Source organism: Runella limosa DSM 17973, assembly GCF_000482465.1.
GTDB lineage: Bacteria > Bacteroidota > Bacteroidia > Cytophagales > Spirosomataceae > Runella > Runella limosa.
Genome location: NZ_AXVJ01000075.1, coordinates 1 through 15,712, shown reverse-complemented (window position 1 = coordinate 15,712; position 15,712 = coordinate 1). Strand labels below are relative to the sequence as shown.

Below are 15,712 nucleotides of genomic sequence, written 5' to 3'. Positions count from 1 at the left end.
AAACTCGCGACGCGTATGGGCATTCGTACCATTATTTTTGGAATGAACGTGCCCGATGGCATTCTTTGTGCGATTCGTGAGGAAACGGGGACGGTATTTAATAGCTTCTCGGCGCGTAATCGCTGGGTTTGGTGGCAGGCCGTATCGTATTACGCATATAATTTTGAGCGACCTCATAAGTCCATCAATTATTTGACCCCGAATTCTTTTGAAAAGCAAAATCAAAGTATCTACTACAAAATGGTTGTACCAGAAAACAGGTAAGACAAACCAGACCCTCATTTAAGTTTTCTCATCAGAAGTAAGCGACACCTCCTTTACTCATACTCTACTTGTACACAGGATACGCTAATCGGTTTTAGGATGAAAAATGATTGAAGAAACTATCTGTAGCAAGATAGGTTGCAGATAGTTTCTTAAAATGAGTAAGTAATTTTGCCGTCATGAGATTGTTTGGATTACTCAAATCAATTTCTACACACTCTCTGACCAACAATGCGGAGAAACTTAGTGGTAGCCCACTTTCATCCTCAATCCCAGATAGCACTCCTTCAAAGGATAGGTTATTTTCTATTTCATCTTTAAAAAAATAATCATCATAATGAGGAACAGGAAACGAAAAGAAAACAGATTTTCTATTGTTATCGCTCGTATGAAAGAATTTCTCTCCTAAAGGGTTTGTTGATTTTTTTTGCTCAAGTAAAAATTGAATTGTTCTATTTTTTCGAAATCCTTTGCCTCGGTAAACTTCCTTTTCTTTATGAAGAAATTCCCCTCTTAATTCGCAAAGTTCATCATCATATTCAATAATAACTCTGTCTTGCCGAATTCCACTCAAATATTTTTTATCATCATTTATTGGGTGGTTTTTTTTAAAATAGTAGAACAAATTAAAATTGCCCGTAAATCCACTCAATATAATATCATCATATATTTTACCCTGCCTCGCTAAAAAATCTTGAAGGGTTCCAGAATTATCGCTAATTTTTTCTAAATGACTAATTGCTGTACTTGGAATAGTTAATCGATTCATCGAACGCTCAGCAAAAAACCTCCTAATCAAGATAGGGATTTTTTTATATTCAGAATCTGTTTTATTTATAATTTTAGGTATAAATAGTAAATCTAGTTCATCTTTAAACTTTATTAATAGTGTTGTTTTTACAAGATATTTATGCTTAATTAATGAATAGAAAATATGATACCCAACAATTACCTCTTGATTTTGAATATCCATCCTATGGATGTTCAGTATATAGATAGAGGTCACCCCTAATTTATTTGCTTCTTCTTGGTCTATCCTATTCATTTCGATGAAAAGATAGTTTGTATTAGATTCAAATCTGCAAACGCCATCTAAAATATTGGTTGTTTCAATATTGTTAGTATCTAAGCTCACAATCGTTTCTCTAACGGAAAACTTTTTGCTGCCTCCGATAAGTTCGATACAACCAACTGAAAACCCTCTTGATGACATAATACTGTTTGGGTCTATACTAACAGAGTCTCTTCTTTCATATCTCAACCACTTCGTGTTAAGTAACTGTTTAGGAAAATTATTTGTCTTAGACCAAACTTTATAGTGATTTTGCGTACCTGCACTACCATTTTTAAATTCACCCCACTTATTTTTAGATAATAACTCTTTTTCTAACTCTAATTGGAGGAAGCTAATTTCATCGATTAAATAATTATATTCTCGAGGATAGTTTACTATTATTTTTTTTACATATTCATATAGGCTTAATATTTTTTTAGGATTTACTTCTTTGCCTAAATTTTTATTAAATACAATTTGATTGCTATTTGTTTTTTTTTGCCAATTAGTGGCTGAAATATTAAAGATAGTTTGAGCAATTCCCCCTTTTAGTATTTTTTTATTTGTACGTACCCTACCATCAAGTATCTGATTATTAATTACAGCGCATATGTCCGCTTCATATCCATGAAGGATTTTTGTAACAAAACTTATTTTAATGTCATTATTCTTATGCCATATTCCTTCCACTTCATCATTGAAATCAAGCTCGAATTTTGAAGTTTCTAAAATCTCAATTCCCTCACTTAATTTCTTTTCGGAGCGAGATATACCCATATCTTTACACGTATCCCGAAAATATGATGGATTTTCTTTAAAATGACGAAGTATCAGAAACCATGCTTTACGAATCAGTCTTTCAGAGAGTACAATGTTGGAAGTCATGAGGTATGCTAATTTATTCGCACGGATTATTCTTTAAGGGATTAAAACTTTTTCAAGACGAAGGGCGTTTTTTAAACCTGTCGTCGGGAAGAGATTTATGTATAATGTAAATATATATCATTTTTTGCATTTTTCTTCATATAAATTAGGTATGTCATAGACAATACCGGAATGCCTTCTTTTACGATTATACAGGGTCGCCCTTTAGGTTTGTACTATGGTAAAATTTCAAGATTGAGTATTTTTATCAGTTAGTAAATAGAGTGGATTGGGGTGGTCCTCATTTGACGGACACTTTACTTTGTAAGTTTATTAATTGGTTTTGATGGTATATTTGTTCAAATGTTTCAGGACTCTGATAATTCAAAGCCGAGTGCCTACGTTGTCGATTATAATAGACTTCAATATAATCAAATAGTTCAGTCTTGACATCTTCTAAGGAATCAAAAGTTCCTTTTTCCACTAATTCACGTTTGATAGTTGCCCATACAGATTCAGCATGGGCGTTCTCATAGACAGATTTTATGCCAGCCATGCTTTGCTTAAACTGTTGTTTATCAATAATTTACTTGAATTTTAAGCCAAAATATTGCCCTCCTCTATCAGAATGTAAAATTAGCCCAGATGAAGGTTTATATCGTTTGATCCCAATACTCAAAGCTATAATAATTAGCTCTTGAGTCATAGAGGTATCAATCGCCCAGCCCACAATTTTGCGTGTAAAAAGGTCTGTCCAAGCTGCCAAATATGCCCATTTACCATGCTTTAAAGAAATATAGCGGGGTGGCCCGTGCCGTAATGTCCGATACCCATACTTGATTAGGCTTAACCGCCTCAAAACCAATACCTATAAAATTTGGACAAGCTACTAAACCGTGCTTGCTTTGCGTTGTCTTAGGCACGAAACTCTTTGGCTGTATGGCCTTTAAGCCTTGTTCTTTGAGCCAACTTACGGACACCATGACGGCCTATTTTATAGCGCATTTCCTGCATTTCTGCTTTTAATCGTCTTGAGTCGTAACGTCGTTTATTGGCCTGAAACACCCTGCGTAATTCATCGTTCAATCCACTTTCAGTTGCCTGATTGTGAGTTTGGCCCTTGATGTACTCGTAATAGCTACTCTTGCTGATATTCAGTACTGTACACATTGTGGTAGTCGGGTAATTGATTCGCTTTTTTTTACAAATTCATACTTATCAACTACCCCGACTTGGCAAAAATCGCCGTGGCCGCGCGGCGGTCTGATTTTTTTAACATGTCCCGCTCCATTTCCATCTGCTTCAATTGCTGTCATAATTGAGCATTTTCCCGTTCAAGTGTAGCCAATCGGCTATCGTCTTGTTGTTCGTTTTTTTGCTTCCAAGCATAGATAATACCTTCGCTGATACCTAATTCCAAAGCAACAGATGGAACGCTTGCTCCGTTGCGTACCTTTTGCAACACTTGCTGTTTGAAGGTCTGGTCGTACTTGCGACCCTTCTTACGGTTTGCTTGATTTGCCATAACTCTGTAAAATTACGCATTTCAAGTGTCCGTCTTAATTGGATCACTCCATTGTATGGTGGCGGGGAAGAAGTGGACACACCGATTATAATTCCCATTCGTTCTGAGACCTCTCGAACAGTTTGATGTTCAGTCATTTTTAGCACTTCATTTTTGAAAGATTCATCTTATCGCATGGGCGACCTCGTTACGACGTTTGATGGCACTTGCTTTGTTCTTCTGCATAACACAAATTTAAGAGAGGTTTGTGTGCGGAAAAACCAGACAATGTCATGATGTTTCTTTTTTTAACTAAATGAAAAAAAAGAAAAGAAAAAGAAAAAGAAATTTTTAAAAAGAAATACTTAAAGGAAAACATTGCAAACTGTCGTTATGCAACAATTTTTTGGTCATAGGGTTTAATGTGTTGCCTAACGATATTCCATCTATTGCACTTCCAGCAAATTAAAAAGCGAGATATACTATTTTTTGGGCATTAAAAATATGAATTATATTTTAAAAATCATATTTTATATATAAATAATTATAAAATTGTTTTAGGTACTTTGTTTTAGACAATAGGGAGGGAAATGTGGAACAGAGGGTTACCCAAATTACATTTTTTCTTTGAAAGGAAAAAAGGAAAACGACCGTAGAAAAGAAAAATATTAGCTGAAATATTGTATCAAGTTATTCAAAAAAGATACTTTTTCACTTTTTCAACTAAACATGATGAGGCACTGTATACTTTTGCTGTTTTGGGGGATAAGTATGAATCTATTTGCTCAAACAAAAAGAACATTAACCATCAAGGTAACTGATGAATCTGGACTTCCTGTACCAAATGCTACTGTTATTACTGAGGAGGGGGAATCAAAAAATGCTGAAAACGATAGGTCTGGCAGAGTCATTTTGAACAATCAGCCTGCCACTATAAGAGAATATCTAATCAAAGCTTTCGGTTTTGATTCCAAAATTATTAAAGTTGATCTTAAAACAAGCAATAGGAGTTTAGATGTAGTATTAAAAAAAGCAGTATTTGACTTCATTAAAGATGTCAATGTCGGTTCACGCACTACAGGAAAGGATAATGCCTCTACCCCTATACCCGTTGATGTAATTACAAGTGAACAGATACAGGCTTCACCTCATACTGAATTGTCTCAAATACTCAATTCTCAATTGATGTATTTCAACTCAAACAGACAAGTCATTGCTGACGGGACTGACCACGTTGATCCTATTTCTTTGAGAGGGTTGGGGCCTGACCAAGTGCTGATTTTAATTAACGGGAAGAGAAGGCATACATCGTCACTAATCAATATAAACAATACTTTTGGAAGAGGGAGCGTATCCACTGATTTGAATGTCATACCATTACACTCAATCAAAAGAATCGAAATACTACGCGATGGAGCCGCTTCACAGTATGGCTCAGATGCGATTGCGGGTGTGATAAATATCGTTTTGTACGATGAGAAAAATGAAGGTGAAGGCAGTAACTGGATTTGGAAGGTTACCGGACAAGGAGGAAGTTTTCTAACAAATGCCAATCTGACGTTTCAAAATAATGACAAGCAGAGAATCACAGATGGTGAGGTTAGGACCCTAAACTTAGGTGTCAGTAAAGATTTTGGGGATAGAAAATTTCTCAACTTGGCACTCATGCTTTCAAATCGCAATCCTACTGATCGTTCTGGAATGGACACTCGGCCATTACTTTATTCAAGTGAACCTACAAAGTTTTCCAACGAAACAGATGACAGCTTTCTACAACGTTTCTTTTTGTTGCAAAAAGAAGATTCGGTTCGTGCTTTTGCCAATGGATTAGATCGTAGAAATACACGTGTGGGGATTGCTGGGATGAGAGTTATCTCTTTGATGGCGAATGGAAATATTGGAGTTGGAAATAGTAGTAACATTTACTATAGTGTTCAATCCAGCCAGAAGTGGGGCAATGCAACAGCATTTTATCGCCTCCCGCGCCAGACATCACAAAACAATCCAGATGTATTTGCAAATGGTTTTTTACCTGAAATAAATTCCAGAATACTGGACATATCTACAATTATCGGATTTAAAGGTGGAGTAAATTCGAAATTCACCTACGATATAAGCCATACAATTGGTTATAATAGATTCAATTTTTTAATTGAGAATAGTACCAATGCTTCTATCACGAATGATATTCAAAAAAGTTTTGATGCAGGTGGAATAAATTTTAGACAACATACCTCCAACATGGACCTATCTTGGGATGTACTTGACGAGGCGAATTCAAGTTTACAAATTTCAGCAGGCGGAGAGCATAGATTTGAGCAGTATGGCATTCAAGCTGGGGAAGAAAAATCTTGGTCTCGTCAGTTTCCTGACAATCCTGCTTATCAAGGAAATAAAACGCCAGGAGTACAGGGTTTTCCAGGTTTTAAAAACGTATTGGTTCGCAATAGAAATAACTGGGCTCTCTACATCGATGGCGAATATGGATTTTTGAAAGATAGGAAAATGCTTTTGCAAGTAGCCATTAGACGAGAAAATTATTCAGATTTTGGAAAGAATTTATCTTACAAAGTAGCACTAAGAAACTTTCTAATAAAACGAGATGACAGACTTTTAAATATACGGGGTAGTTTTTCAACGGGTTTTCGTGCGCCTTCTCTACAACAAAATTGGTTTAACAGCGAAAGTACTCAGAACATTGGTGGAGAACTTCTTCGAGTCTTAACTGTCAACTATGATAGAGGTAGTGCCGCCAATGACAGAATTATCAATGGGTTTGGATTAAATGATCTAAAACCTGAAATAGCCCAAAATTATACCCTTGGTGCTGTGGGTGCGATTAACAATCTTACATTTTCGGTTGATGGATACTGGACTGTAGTTAAAGACCGCATTATTTTCTCTGGTGTTTTTCCAACATCACAGCCAGAGGTAAGAAGAATTGTCAATGATGTAACTATCAATAGCATTCAATTTTTTACAAATGCAATTAGGACAAATAACACTGGTTTGGATTTCTCAATAAAATACGAACCCAATTGGTGGCAATTCTTCAAGGTGGGATTTACCTCAATAGCCAACTTGAACAGAATAACAGTAGGAGACAACATCCAAACCTCTGACATAATTAGCCAAAATTCGGCACTTGAAAACTTATTGTTTAGCAATCAAGAAAGAGTTCGGATTGAAAGTTTTGTACCAAGAAGTAAAATTATGGGAGGCATTGAATTGAAAGTGCTGAACGAGGATGAAGAAGAAAAGCTAAGGTTTAACTGGCAGACTATTCGATTTGGGGAAGTAGCCTATGGAGAGATAGATGTAACCAGAGAAAGCAATCAGGTATTTGCCCCCAAATTTGTGTCTGATGTTGCCATTTCGTACAGTTTTGATAAAAACATAAAACTCGTAATTGGAGCAAGTAACGTTTTTGATATTTACCCTGATAAACAATACATTAACCCAAGAAATAATCCAAAAAATTATACAGACTATACAGGGGCATTAGACAATACCAGCAATGGCCGTATCATATACAGTAGAGCTGCTACGCAGTTTGGGGCAAATGGTAGATTTGCCTTTATCAAATTAAATTGTGTTTTTAATAACTAACAATCACTACACACATGAAAACTTTTATTCAATGTATATTATTCATGTTAGCTTTGGCTAATATAGGTATGGCACAGAAGAAATGTAATACGACAATTAAGCTGGTTATGAAGAACTTGCCTAATACACCTATCGCAAACCAAGAATTCACTTTGAAGTTTTATGTCCCAAATACCACAAAAGAGGTAAAAACCATTCCTTGTGGGCCTACTAATATTTTGGGTGAAACTCCTGTTACAATTGAGTTGTACCCAAATTATAGTTGTGTAGTTTCTTTTCCAGAAAAAAGTGGTTTCAATAATATTGAGTTTAATTACGGTGGATGTGTTTCCTCACAAATCCTCGAATTATCTCAAAAACAACAGTCTTCTGCTTCTAATACCGAAATATTGAGAAGATTAAAGACAACTACTCAAGCGCTTGTTAAGGCTAAAGATGAAATTAAAAAACGTATAAGTGAAGATGTAAAAAAGCAAAAAAATATAGATTCTTTGGAGATTGAATTGAAAAAATTGGAGGAGGCTATTTCCAGAGGTGGTGCAATAATAAAAAAACTTGAAGGAGATTTACAAATCACCAAAGAAGAGCTAGATTTTGCTACCAGATTAAATGATGAAAAAGACGCTACAATTAAAAAATTAAACGATAGAATTGACAAAATGGTTGGAAACACTATCAGAGTATCTGACTTTGCATGTCAAGGTTTCATTGACAAAACAAGTCTAACATTTAGTATCAGGCTATCTAATCCAGACTATTCTATTGATACTGAGACTGAACCAAGAAAGTATAAATTTCAAATCAGTCTGTTGGCTATCAGAAATAGTAAGGATATTCCAGTCAGATATAGTGATGGTTTTGAAGGTATGTTTGTAGAAGTGATGTATCCGATGAAAGCATTTGACGAGCCTATCCTGTTAAATTTTATACCTTATGCAGATGATACAAAATTATTAAACTCTAACAACGGCTTTGTTATCAAGGTTAAGGAAGTCAAGTCTGGTAATTTAACGGGAGATTTACGAGTGAAAAGTACACTTTGTTCCCCTCCCATAATAGCCAAATCCCCTAATATTGTTGGAAGATTAGAGACCGATTGTCAAAATATTTCATTAGAAATATGGGATGCTGCTGAAGAAGATAATGATATTATCAACTTAAATTGGCTTGGAAATGACCCTATATTTCAAAATCTAACACTAAAAAATAGGTCAACCAACACTAATATTACATTAGCTGAAGGTGATAATATATTCGAGTTAGAAGGTGTAAGTGCAGGTACTGACAAGTATAAAGAAGTGTCGGCAAAAATCAAGTGTCGTTGTGGAGGTAAAGTATTGAATTTTATGACAGGTCTTGGAAAAAGAGATAATATTGGACTTTTTAATGAGACAAGGAATGTTGATGGAGTACTCAAAAATATGACTAAAAAACAATTTGTTATTAGTTATAAATCAAAAAAATAATCAACAAGATGAAACCAACAACCATTATTATTTTTTTTGGAATTTGTCTAACTTTAATAACACAAGCACAGCAAAAGATAACCCAATCGCAACAGAACAAGTATAGTGTTGTTGTGAGTGACGAAACAAAGAGACCTATTTCTTCGGTTTGTGTCACGGTTATACAAAACGGAAAGATAATTCAATTAGAAACGAATCAGAATGGTATTTTTTTGTATCCTGTGCTTAATGACGGCAAATATCGGGTTTTTTTAGAGAAAAAAGCGTTTCGAGCAGATACCATTGAGCTAAGAGTTGGAGCTTACACCCCTGATACCATTCGATTGAGTAGTACGAGATTATTTAATTCGAGATACAAAAACCGCCTCCTTTTATTAGATAACTTCAAAAAGAACATAGATTTAGAATTTGGAGGAAGTTCGTGTCATAAACCTATGATTTTTCAACTAAACAGATTGAAAAATGAAATTGAGAAGTTTCAACGTTTTATTGAAAAAGAGGAGAAAGAATGGAAAGAACATGAGCAATTTATTTTAATTACGGATGATAAAATTAAAGAAATTGAATCCAACATTAAAAATTCGTCAGGTTTATCATCATACAAACAAAAAATAGAAAAAGCTGAGGCTAAATGGATAAGTAATAGCCAAATTCAAATCCGCATAAAAAAACAATTGGATACAAGCTGTTACCCAATAAACAAAAATTGGGTATTAAGAACATATCTTAAAGCCTTTGAAAATCAACAACCGACATATTTTACAGATAGTATTACTGAAAAAACAGAGGTGGCGTTCTCAATACAGCGTAATAGAGAGGATACTACATATATTTTTCGCCCTGTGTTCAATAAAAAACAAAGCGCAGACAATTTTCGAGAATTCACGGTGTATTTGTTTGGCAACAGTCCTATTGACACTCTACAAATAGTACCAGTACAAGGCGATTTTATAAGAAATACTCAAAAACCCAAGGATAATAGACAAAGAGAAGTTTCAACAAAAACTATTAAGCGTTCAGAGAAGTCAAATAAGTCAAATGGAGACGAGCGTTTTGATAGGAGGCATATTTTGGGTAAGTATGTGCACATTGTTGGTACACAAAACTGGACTTACAACGAGTTGCCAAGTTATTACGAAATTCAAAAGGTGATCTATAATAACGTAAAAGAAAAAGGGTTACTCAGTAATTATAAACCCACAATACAAATCCTTATTGACGATGTTTTAGATAAAAAAATTTTAGTGGATGAAGAAACGTTGAAAAGCCCAACACAGCATTCATTTGATTTGCCACCCTTAAACAGTTTCTTAGTCTCATTTAAACCAGACTCCTTAAATGTAATTCAAAACATTGAAATTGCTATTTTGGATAAAAATAGAGAAAAAAAAATTTCACAAACCATTGAAGTGAAGAATAATAAATGGGTTAATACTCCTCCCGATAGCACAGTAGGTGGCTTTTTGTTAAAAATAAAATCAAAACAAAAAAAATAAATTTTACAATCCTTAATCAAAACCACTATGAAAAGTTTAGACTACTACTGGAGCGGGTTTAATTTTTATACTCGCAATATTCCAAGTGGAACAGAAACCACCCTCTGGGTATTGGGAAGTTTATTGATTAGCTATGCAATAGGATTTTTACTGAATCATTTTGTGGTGAAAAGAAACAATAGAAATGCTGAAGGCAAGATTATAAAAGAAGAGTTCTATGTACATCGAGCTCATATATACGCAGGGTATATAACTATGGCAATAACATTGCTCGTTATCGGTTGGTATTGGTCAAATGGAGAATATGGACATAGACACCTCGAATCAACTCATCTTCTTGTGCTAATAGCATGTGGAGGGTATAGTATCTTTTGGTTTTTGAAATTAAGGAGATATTATACACCCTCATTATTGCGGTACATTGTTGAGCAACCAACTTCGGAAGAAGATCACGATGATTTTTCTAAAAAAGCAAAAAATGCCTTTGATAAATCGAAGCGTTTGGTATTCATCTTATTTATAGGTGCAATTACCTTTTTGTTTTCGCTTAAACGCCCTATGACCCTAATTTCTATTGTCGTAGATGACTCTGGAAGCATGGGAAGTGCCTTAGCTGTAGGTAAAGATGCCATTACAGAAACCATGAACCGATTGAGTGGCAGTTATACTGATATTTTCATCACAAGTTTTGGCAATAGCAGACCAAGCCCACAAAGTCCACATGCGTCATTCTCCGAATTGGCAGGTATAACCAAGATTAGTAATAAGAATATTGATGCAGAAACCAAATTCTGTGATGACCCGGCACAAGCAAGTGAGTTTGTTAAATCATTGACTGCTGAAGCTAACAAAGGTTATGGTTTGAATCAAGCAATATGGCATAACTACATAAAAACAAAAGAGTATTTATCAACCGTGGACTCTTCTAACTATGTAAATAGAGTCATGTTGATTATAACTGACGGAGATGAATTTAGCAAAGCTTGGTATGATGCTACCTTCTGTTCTCCACAGTATGGGTTCAATAGCATTTATGGTAACAACGTTTATATGATTGATTTACAGGCACAAAATCCTATTGATGTCAATATAAATGGTGGATTTAAAGCAGTAATGAGAGAATGCTATGGTAATTATAATATCAAGAACGGCTTTGAGCAGTCTAACTATATTAATGCCCTCAATACTGTACTGAGCCCCTATGAGTTAGATGATAGATTGGTATTTTGGGTTATGCTTATTTCAATCCTTCATATTGTCATAGTTTTTGGAGTCATCAGAGTCAATTTGGCAGATTTAAAAGTTTCCGCTAATCAAAATTAAATTTATCTTATGAAAAATACCACATTAAAATGGGAAATAATGTTGATATGGACATTGTTTTCGGTGAAAGGAATATCACAGAACAGACCCGATAACATAATCATTTTAACAGAGGTCTCAAAGACTGTACTTACAAAAGTCCCTAACCCACATGAAATATTCCCGACAACTTTGAACACCCTCATCTCACAAGGTAAGCTTAATACTGCTTATCGGTTCACTCCAAAACCCAAGCAAAGTTTACTTAAAACAACTTGGATTGATGAAAAACAAAAACTAATGGTCATACCATTTGGAGATTTGGCCACTGATAAAGTTGTTAGCAGCGGAGTAGCTGCAGATGAGTACGCAAGTTCAAAAATAGATTTTTTCATTGATGCTATTTCAAAAAAATATCCAGATTTGTCAAGATTTACAGATGAATATAGCTATCGTAATTTAGCAATTGCAAGAGCCGCTTCTTTAGCAAAAAAGAATGGTTTCAGTAGTTATTGGCTTTTGATTGTTGGACATATGAAAGATAACACCAATAGTTCTGCCACGATTGAAAAAGATGTATTAAACAACTATAAGACTCTTGAAAATAAAATAATAGGGATGATTAAACTTACAAATTCTAAAAGTAATGATTTTGGAATTGAAGTGCGACATGTTGTCTTGGATTCCACAAAAAAACGTGACAGTGGAGTTATTCCAGAACCCATATGCCCAAATGCGGAAATAATTTTTACAAAAACAAGTACTAAGGATAATCGCATTGAGATTGATAAATCCAAAAGTCGTTTGAGTTGGGAGTGTACTTGTGATACTGTTACTACATATAGGGTTATTATAACAGGAATAGAAGGCGCAGAGGTAGATTCAAGCCTTAGGTCAATAGGTCCAACCGATACGACCAATGTGTCACTTAAAAGCCTTGGTGCAGGAGATTATAACGTTATAGTAAGTAACGGCGAAACTTCCTCTACTGCGTACATAACTGTCAAGGGCTCAAACTCAATGATGTGGCTTATAGCTCTCCTCTTACTTGGAGCTATTATCTATTTTGGTAAAGACAGAATGAAACCATTGTTGGCCATGTTCAATAAAAAAAGTGACAAGCCGAACAAGACATCTGGGAACCCTGAAAAACCCAGTGATACAGGTTACTACGGTAATGAAAGTCATGGTAGTGGCTACTAAATTTCCAAAACATCTTAACTGATTAAAACAAAATATTAATACTCATGGCCAGACCTATCATTTTCATTGGAATTGGGACGAGTGGACTTAGAACCATTGAAGAAGCCCAACGCTTTTACTATTACAATACCACAGAAGGAGAACGTCCGAGTATCTCAGAAGTTAAAAATATATTTATTGAAACTAATCTTGGACAAAATTATGAGTCTTTCGGAAATGAGATTAATACTATTCCGATTAAAATTGGGCTAACTCATCCTTCACATACTGCCCAGCAATTACTTGAAAAAGGTATCGGAACAGGATGGATACCCAAAGAACTTACAAAAATGGCGAATCATGAGCTTGTTTCAGGAGCAGGTGGAAAACCTGTTATTGGGAGGCTTATTTTATGGGGGAATTTTTTGCGGGTCTATAACGATATCAAGAGTGCCATTAAAGATGCCGAGAAAAATGCTGAAAAAATTAACGAAAAAATTGCAAATGAAGGTGGGACTATTGATGATATTAAAAACGGGATGGACCCAATAATCTATATTGTCGGGTCATTAACAGGTGGAACGGGTTCTGGGATGTTTATTGATATTGCAATGATGGTACGTCAAATGGGGTATAAGAATATTTTTGGACTCTTTATGCTACCTCCCAAAATAGATGGACATACCATTTTCAATATGTCTTATGGTAATGCTTATGGGGCTTTGAAAGCATTAAGTAAATTTGATGGTAATGACAAAAAAGAGCCAATCTATCATGAGAAATGGCCTGATGGACTCAATAGTCCTATTGCTACGCAATGCCCTTTCAAGTTTATTCAGTTTATATCACAATCGTATAAGCAGAGAAATTTTTCTATATCTACATTAGATGGTCTCTATAAAACGGCTGGACTATACTTATACTTGAAGAGAATAGGATTTATGACCAAATGGAATGAAAAGTTTGTAGATGCTGAGAATGACACCTTAGGTTCATATGGTACATTTAGTTTGGCAGGTGCCCATTTTCCTAAAGATGACATAGAATCTTACACAGCTATTGAGTTGGGGGTAAACCTTATTGAGCGTTGGATCAATCCCTCTAAATTTTTTAGTAAGTTAAGCCAAAAATTTGAACCAATAAACGAGGTCATTATCAATGGTATCGAGACCAAAAGAATTAAAAATATAGTTGAAAAGACTTTGGTAACTTTTGACACTGATTCGAGTCAAAATTTGATAATAGAACTTGAAAAAAAAATGAAAAAAATTGAAGAAGAAAAATTAGGTATTGATTTTCTTAAAGAAATGTTTTCTCCTAATATTGAAAATAATTTTTACAGACAAGCAAGTGTAGGCATTAGGTACGCAGAAAACACGCTTATGAAAGAAATATATAAGGCCAATTTAGAAATTTTCAGCGACACAGAGAGCATTAGTCTCGTAAAAATTTCACTTGAAAAGTCTGCTGCCGCTCTTGAGAATATTCATAGATTTTGGAAAAGTCAGTACGGTATTGGTTCAGAATTAGGAGAGTGGGTAAATGTGTTAAATGGAGAAGTAGAAAATTTTGATTTTAAGGCAACACGTAGTAGAAAATTTGAGCAGTTGAAAAGTATTTTTGAATTAATGAAAAAACATTTTTTACATGCAAGTTTATTGAAAATAGGAAATTATATAAGATCTGAACAAGTCGAGCAAATTTTAAATGTCGATGAAAAAATAGGGCTACCTTACGTTGGTCTTTATTTGCAAATTGAAGCTAAACTGAAGCCATTAGTGAATGAAACCTATGAAAATAATCAAGATATTAGTTTTGTATTTTCAAAGTTAAAAATAAAGAATAGTGTGACAGATGCGACCATTCCTTATGAGAAAGTTTATAGACATAAAATCCCATCAAATACACCTTTAAGTGCAGAGGGTCAAAAAAGTATTCCATTTAAAGAAGCTGTTAAAGATGCAATCAAGCGTTATGAGAGTCAACCAAATCAAAAATATTCATTTGCTGATTTAGCGGGTAATATAGCTGAAAGTAACATTTTAGAGTATTTGAGCGGTGATAATCGAAAAAGTTCTATAATTTATGGTCATATAATAGCCGCATACCGAGCTAAACTCAAAAACGCTAATTCAATTCAGAATTATCCTGTAACAGATGATTTGGCTAAAAATCTAGGTACTTTAACAATCATTCGAAACAAAGTGGAAGGTCCGATACTTCATATTGATGAACTAATTGACAATCAGGAGCTTGTAAATACGGGACCACTCGCAAGATTGGCTTTCGCCTTAGGTACGAATAATTTAGAAACGGGTAAGGTATTAGGAAGCCTGTACGAAATAGATAACAATAATCCATTTCCAAATACAATGGAGCATAAATATGAAATAAGAAGCCTGCAAAATTCTTTATTTTTATTCAGACAATTTGCAAATTTTAAGCCATTAAATGATTTAGCACATATTGCAATATGGAAGAAAATATATGAAAATGGCAATGCTAACAACGAAGAAACAAATGAAAAGAATATGAAAGATAGGACAGCATACTTTTGAGAATATTGTCCCATCTATTCTATTTTTTGTCGAAAAGACCGTTGCTTCACCCGCTCAATGCACCATTTATAGATTTCAATCAGCATTCCGAGCCAACACAAAAACTGGCCTGAAGAAGAGTACGCAGCCGCTCGTTTTCAAAGTGGCCCTGCCTATCAGCACATTCACATTGACAACAATAAACTAAGCTATCGTTTTCTTGATGTAGAAGGAAAAGTAAAGGATGAGTTGACGATTGTGAAGAAAGAAAAGTAGCCATTCCTCCCCCATTGAAATTTGGGTAAACCCGTGCCCTTTGTACCTTTGCCGCAAAGATTACGAGTATCATGTCAAAACCCATCTTAGTTTTAAAATTCGGCAGCGCAGCCATCACCAAATCAAATGGAGAGCTTAACCAACTCGTCATGGTGGAA

Annotated in this window: 12 protein-coding genes and 1 pseudogene; 7 read left to right on the top strand and 6 right to left on the bottom strand. The window is 34.8% G+C overall.

Annotation, left to right across the window (positions count from 1 at the left end; translation table 11 throughout):
* Nucleotides 1–264, top strand: a pseudogene (locus K339_RS37700) (hypothetical protein); the annotation flags it as partial.
* Between the two features lie 94 nt (nt 265–358).
* On the opposite strand, the gene K339_RS0109310 reads toward K339_RS37700, so the two are convergent.
* The 5 genes from K339_RS0109310 to K339_RS33115 form a co-directional block, all read right to left on the bottom strand.
* Nucleotides 359–2,203: a hypothetical protein gene (locus tag K339_RS0109310; RefSeq protein WP_157607539.1), complete on the bottom strand. Its 1,845-nt coding sequence runs from the start codon at nt 2,201–2,203 to the stop codon at nt 359–361.
* 280 nt (nt 2,204–2,483) lie between these two features.
* Entirely contained in the window at nt 2,484–2,738 is a 255-nt protein-coding gene (locus K339_RS38105) for an integrase core domain-containing protein (RefSeq protein ID WP_028523357.1), read from the bottom strand.
* Nucleotides 2,739–2,768: 30 nt separating this feature from the next.
* Nucleotides 2,769–3,041, bottom strand: coding sequence for a DDE-type integrase/transposase/recombinase (locus K339_RS38100; protein WP_374754615.1), 273 nt, complete (start codon nt 3,039–3,041; stop codon nt 2,769–2,771).
* Between the two features lie 56 nt (nt 3,042–3,097).
* Nucleotides 3,098–3,352, bottom strand: a complete 255-nt coding sequence (locus tag K339_RS0109300) for an IS3 family transposase (RefSeq protein WP_028523356.1) — start codon at nt 3,350–3,352, stop codon at nt 3,098–3,100.
* Nucleotides 3,353–3,494: 142 nt separating this feature from the next.
* Nucleotides 3,495–3,707 (bottom strand): transposase, encoded by a 213-nt coding sequence (locus tag K339_RS33115; RefSeq protein ID WP_064750960.1) that lies wholly within the window; start codon nt 3,705–3,707, stop codon nt 3,495–3,497.
* 750 nt (nt 3,708–4,457) lie between these two features.
* Between K339_RS33115 and K339_RS0109290 the strand changes: the two genes are divergently transcribed.
* From K339_RS0109290 to K339_RS0109265, 6 genes are read left to right on the top strand one after another with little or no spacing between them, the layout of a single operon-like run.
* Entirely contained in the window at nt 4,458–7,295 is a 2,838-nt protein-coding gene (locus tag K339_RS0109290; protein ID WP_169731835.1) for a TonB-dependent receptor, read from the top strand.
* 14 nt (nt 7,296–7,309) lie between these two features.
* Nucleotides 7,310–8,761 carry a coiled-coil domain-containing protein gene (locus tag K339_RS0109285; RefSeq protein WP_028523354.1) on the top strand — a complete coding sequence of 484 codons (1,452 nt, stop codon included), beginning with the start codon at nt 7,310–7,312 and terminating at the stop codon, nt 8,759–8,761.
* 8 nt (nt 8,762–8,769) lie between these two features.
* On the top strand, nt 8,770–10,257 hold the full coding sequence (locus K339_RS0109280; protein ID WP_028523353.1) for a carboxypeptidase-like regulatory domain-containing protein: 1,488 nt from the start codon (nt 8,770–8,772) through the stop codon (nt 10,255–10,257).
* Between the two features lie 27 nt (nt 10,258–10,284).
* The gene (locus K339_RS0109275; RefSeq protein WP_028523352.1) at nt 10,285–11,580 is read left to right on the top strand and encodes a hypothetical protein; all 1,296 of its coding nucleotides are present in this window, start codon (nt 10,285–10,287) and stop codon (nt 11,578–11,580) included.
* 9 nt (nt 11,581–11,589) lie between these two features.
* Nucleotides 11,590–12,762 (top strand): hypothetical protein, encoded by a 1,173-nt coding sequence (locus K339_RS0109270; protein WP_028523351.1) that lies wholly within the window; start codon nt 11,590–11,592, stop codon nt 12,760–12,762.
* A 44-nt stretch (nt 12,763–12,806) separates the two neighbouring features.
* Nucleotides 12,807–15,299: a tubulin-like doman-containing protein gene (locus K339_RS0109265; RefSeq protein ID WP_028523350.1), complete on the top strand. Its 2,493-nt coding sequence runs from the start codon at nt 12,807–12,809 to the stop codon at nt 15,297–15,299.
* Nucleotides 15,300–15,378: 79 nt separating this feature from the next.
* Here the strand turns inward: K339_RS0109265 and K339_RS37695 are convergent.
* Nucleotides 15,379–15,712, bottom strand: a 334-nt coding sequence (locus K339_RS37695; RefSeq protein ID WP_211243790.1) for a hypothetical protein, incomplete at its 5' end; no start/stop codon positions are given.

Bases quoted from the DNA above. Each gene is read 5' to 3' on its own strand.
- K339_RS0109270 (WP_028523351.1), top strand. From the start codon at position 11,590: ATGAAAAATACCACATTAAAATGGGAAATAATGTTGATATGGACATTG.
- K339_RS0109300 (WP_028523356.1), bottom strand. From the start codon at position 3,352: ATGTGTACAGTACTGAATATCAGCAAGAGTAGCTATTACGAGTACATC.
- K339_RS38105 (WP_028523357.1), bottom strand. From the start codon at position 2,738: ATGGCTGGCATAAAATCTGTCTATGAGAACGCCCATGCTGAATCTGTA.
- K339_RS0109285 (WP_028523354.1), top strand. From the start codon at position 7,310: ATGAAAACTTTTATTCAATGTATATTATTCATGTTAGCTTTGGCTAAT.
- K339_RS0109280 (WP_028523353.1), top strand. From the start codon at position 8,770: ATGAAACCAACAACCATTATTATTTTTTTTGGAATTTGTCTAACTTTA.
- K339_RS0109275 (WP_028523352.1), top strand. From the start codon at position 10,285: ATGAAAAGTTTAGACTACTACTGGAGCGGGTTTAATTTTTATACTCGC.
- K339_RS0109290 (WP_169731835.1), top strand. From the start codon at position 4,458: ATGAATCTATTTGCTCAAACAAAAAGAACATTAACCATCAAGGTAACT.
- K339_RS33115 (WP_064750960.1), bottom strand. From the start codon at position 3,707: ATGGCAAATCAAGCAAACCGTAAGAAGGGTCGCAAGTACGACCAGACC.
- K339_RS0109265 (WP_028523350.1), top strand. From the start codon at position 12,807: ATGGCCAGACCTATCATTTTCATTGGAATTGGGACGAGTGGACTTAGA.
- K339_RS0109310 (WP_157607539.1), bottom strand. From the start codon at position 2,203: ATGACTTCCAACATTGTACTCTCTGAAAGACTGATTCGTAAAGCATGG.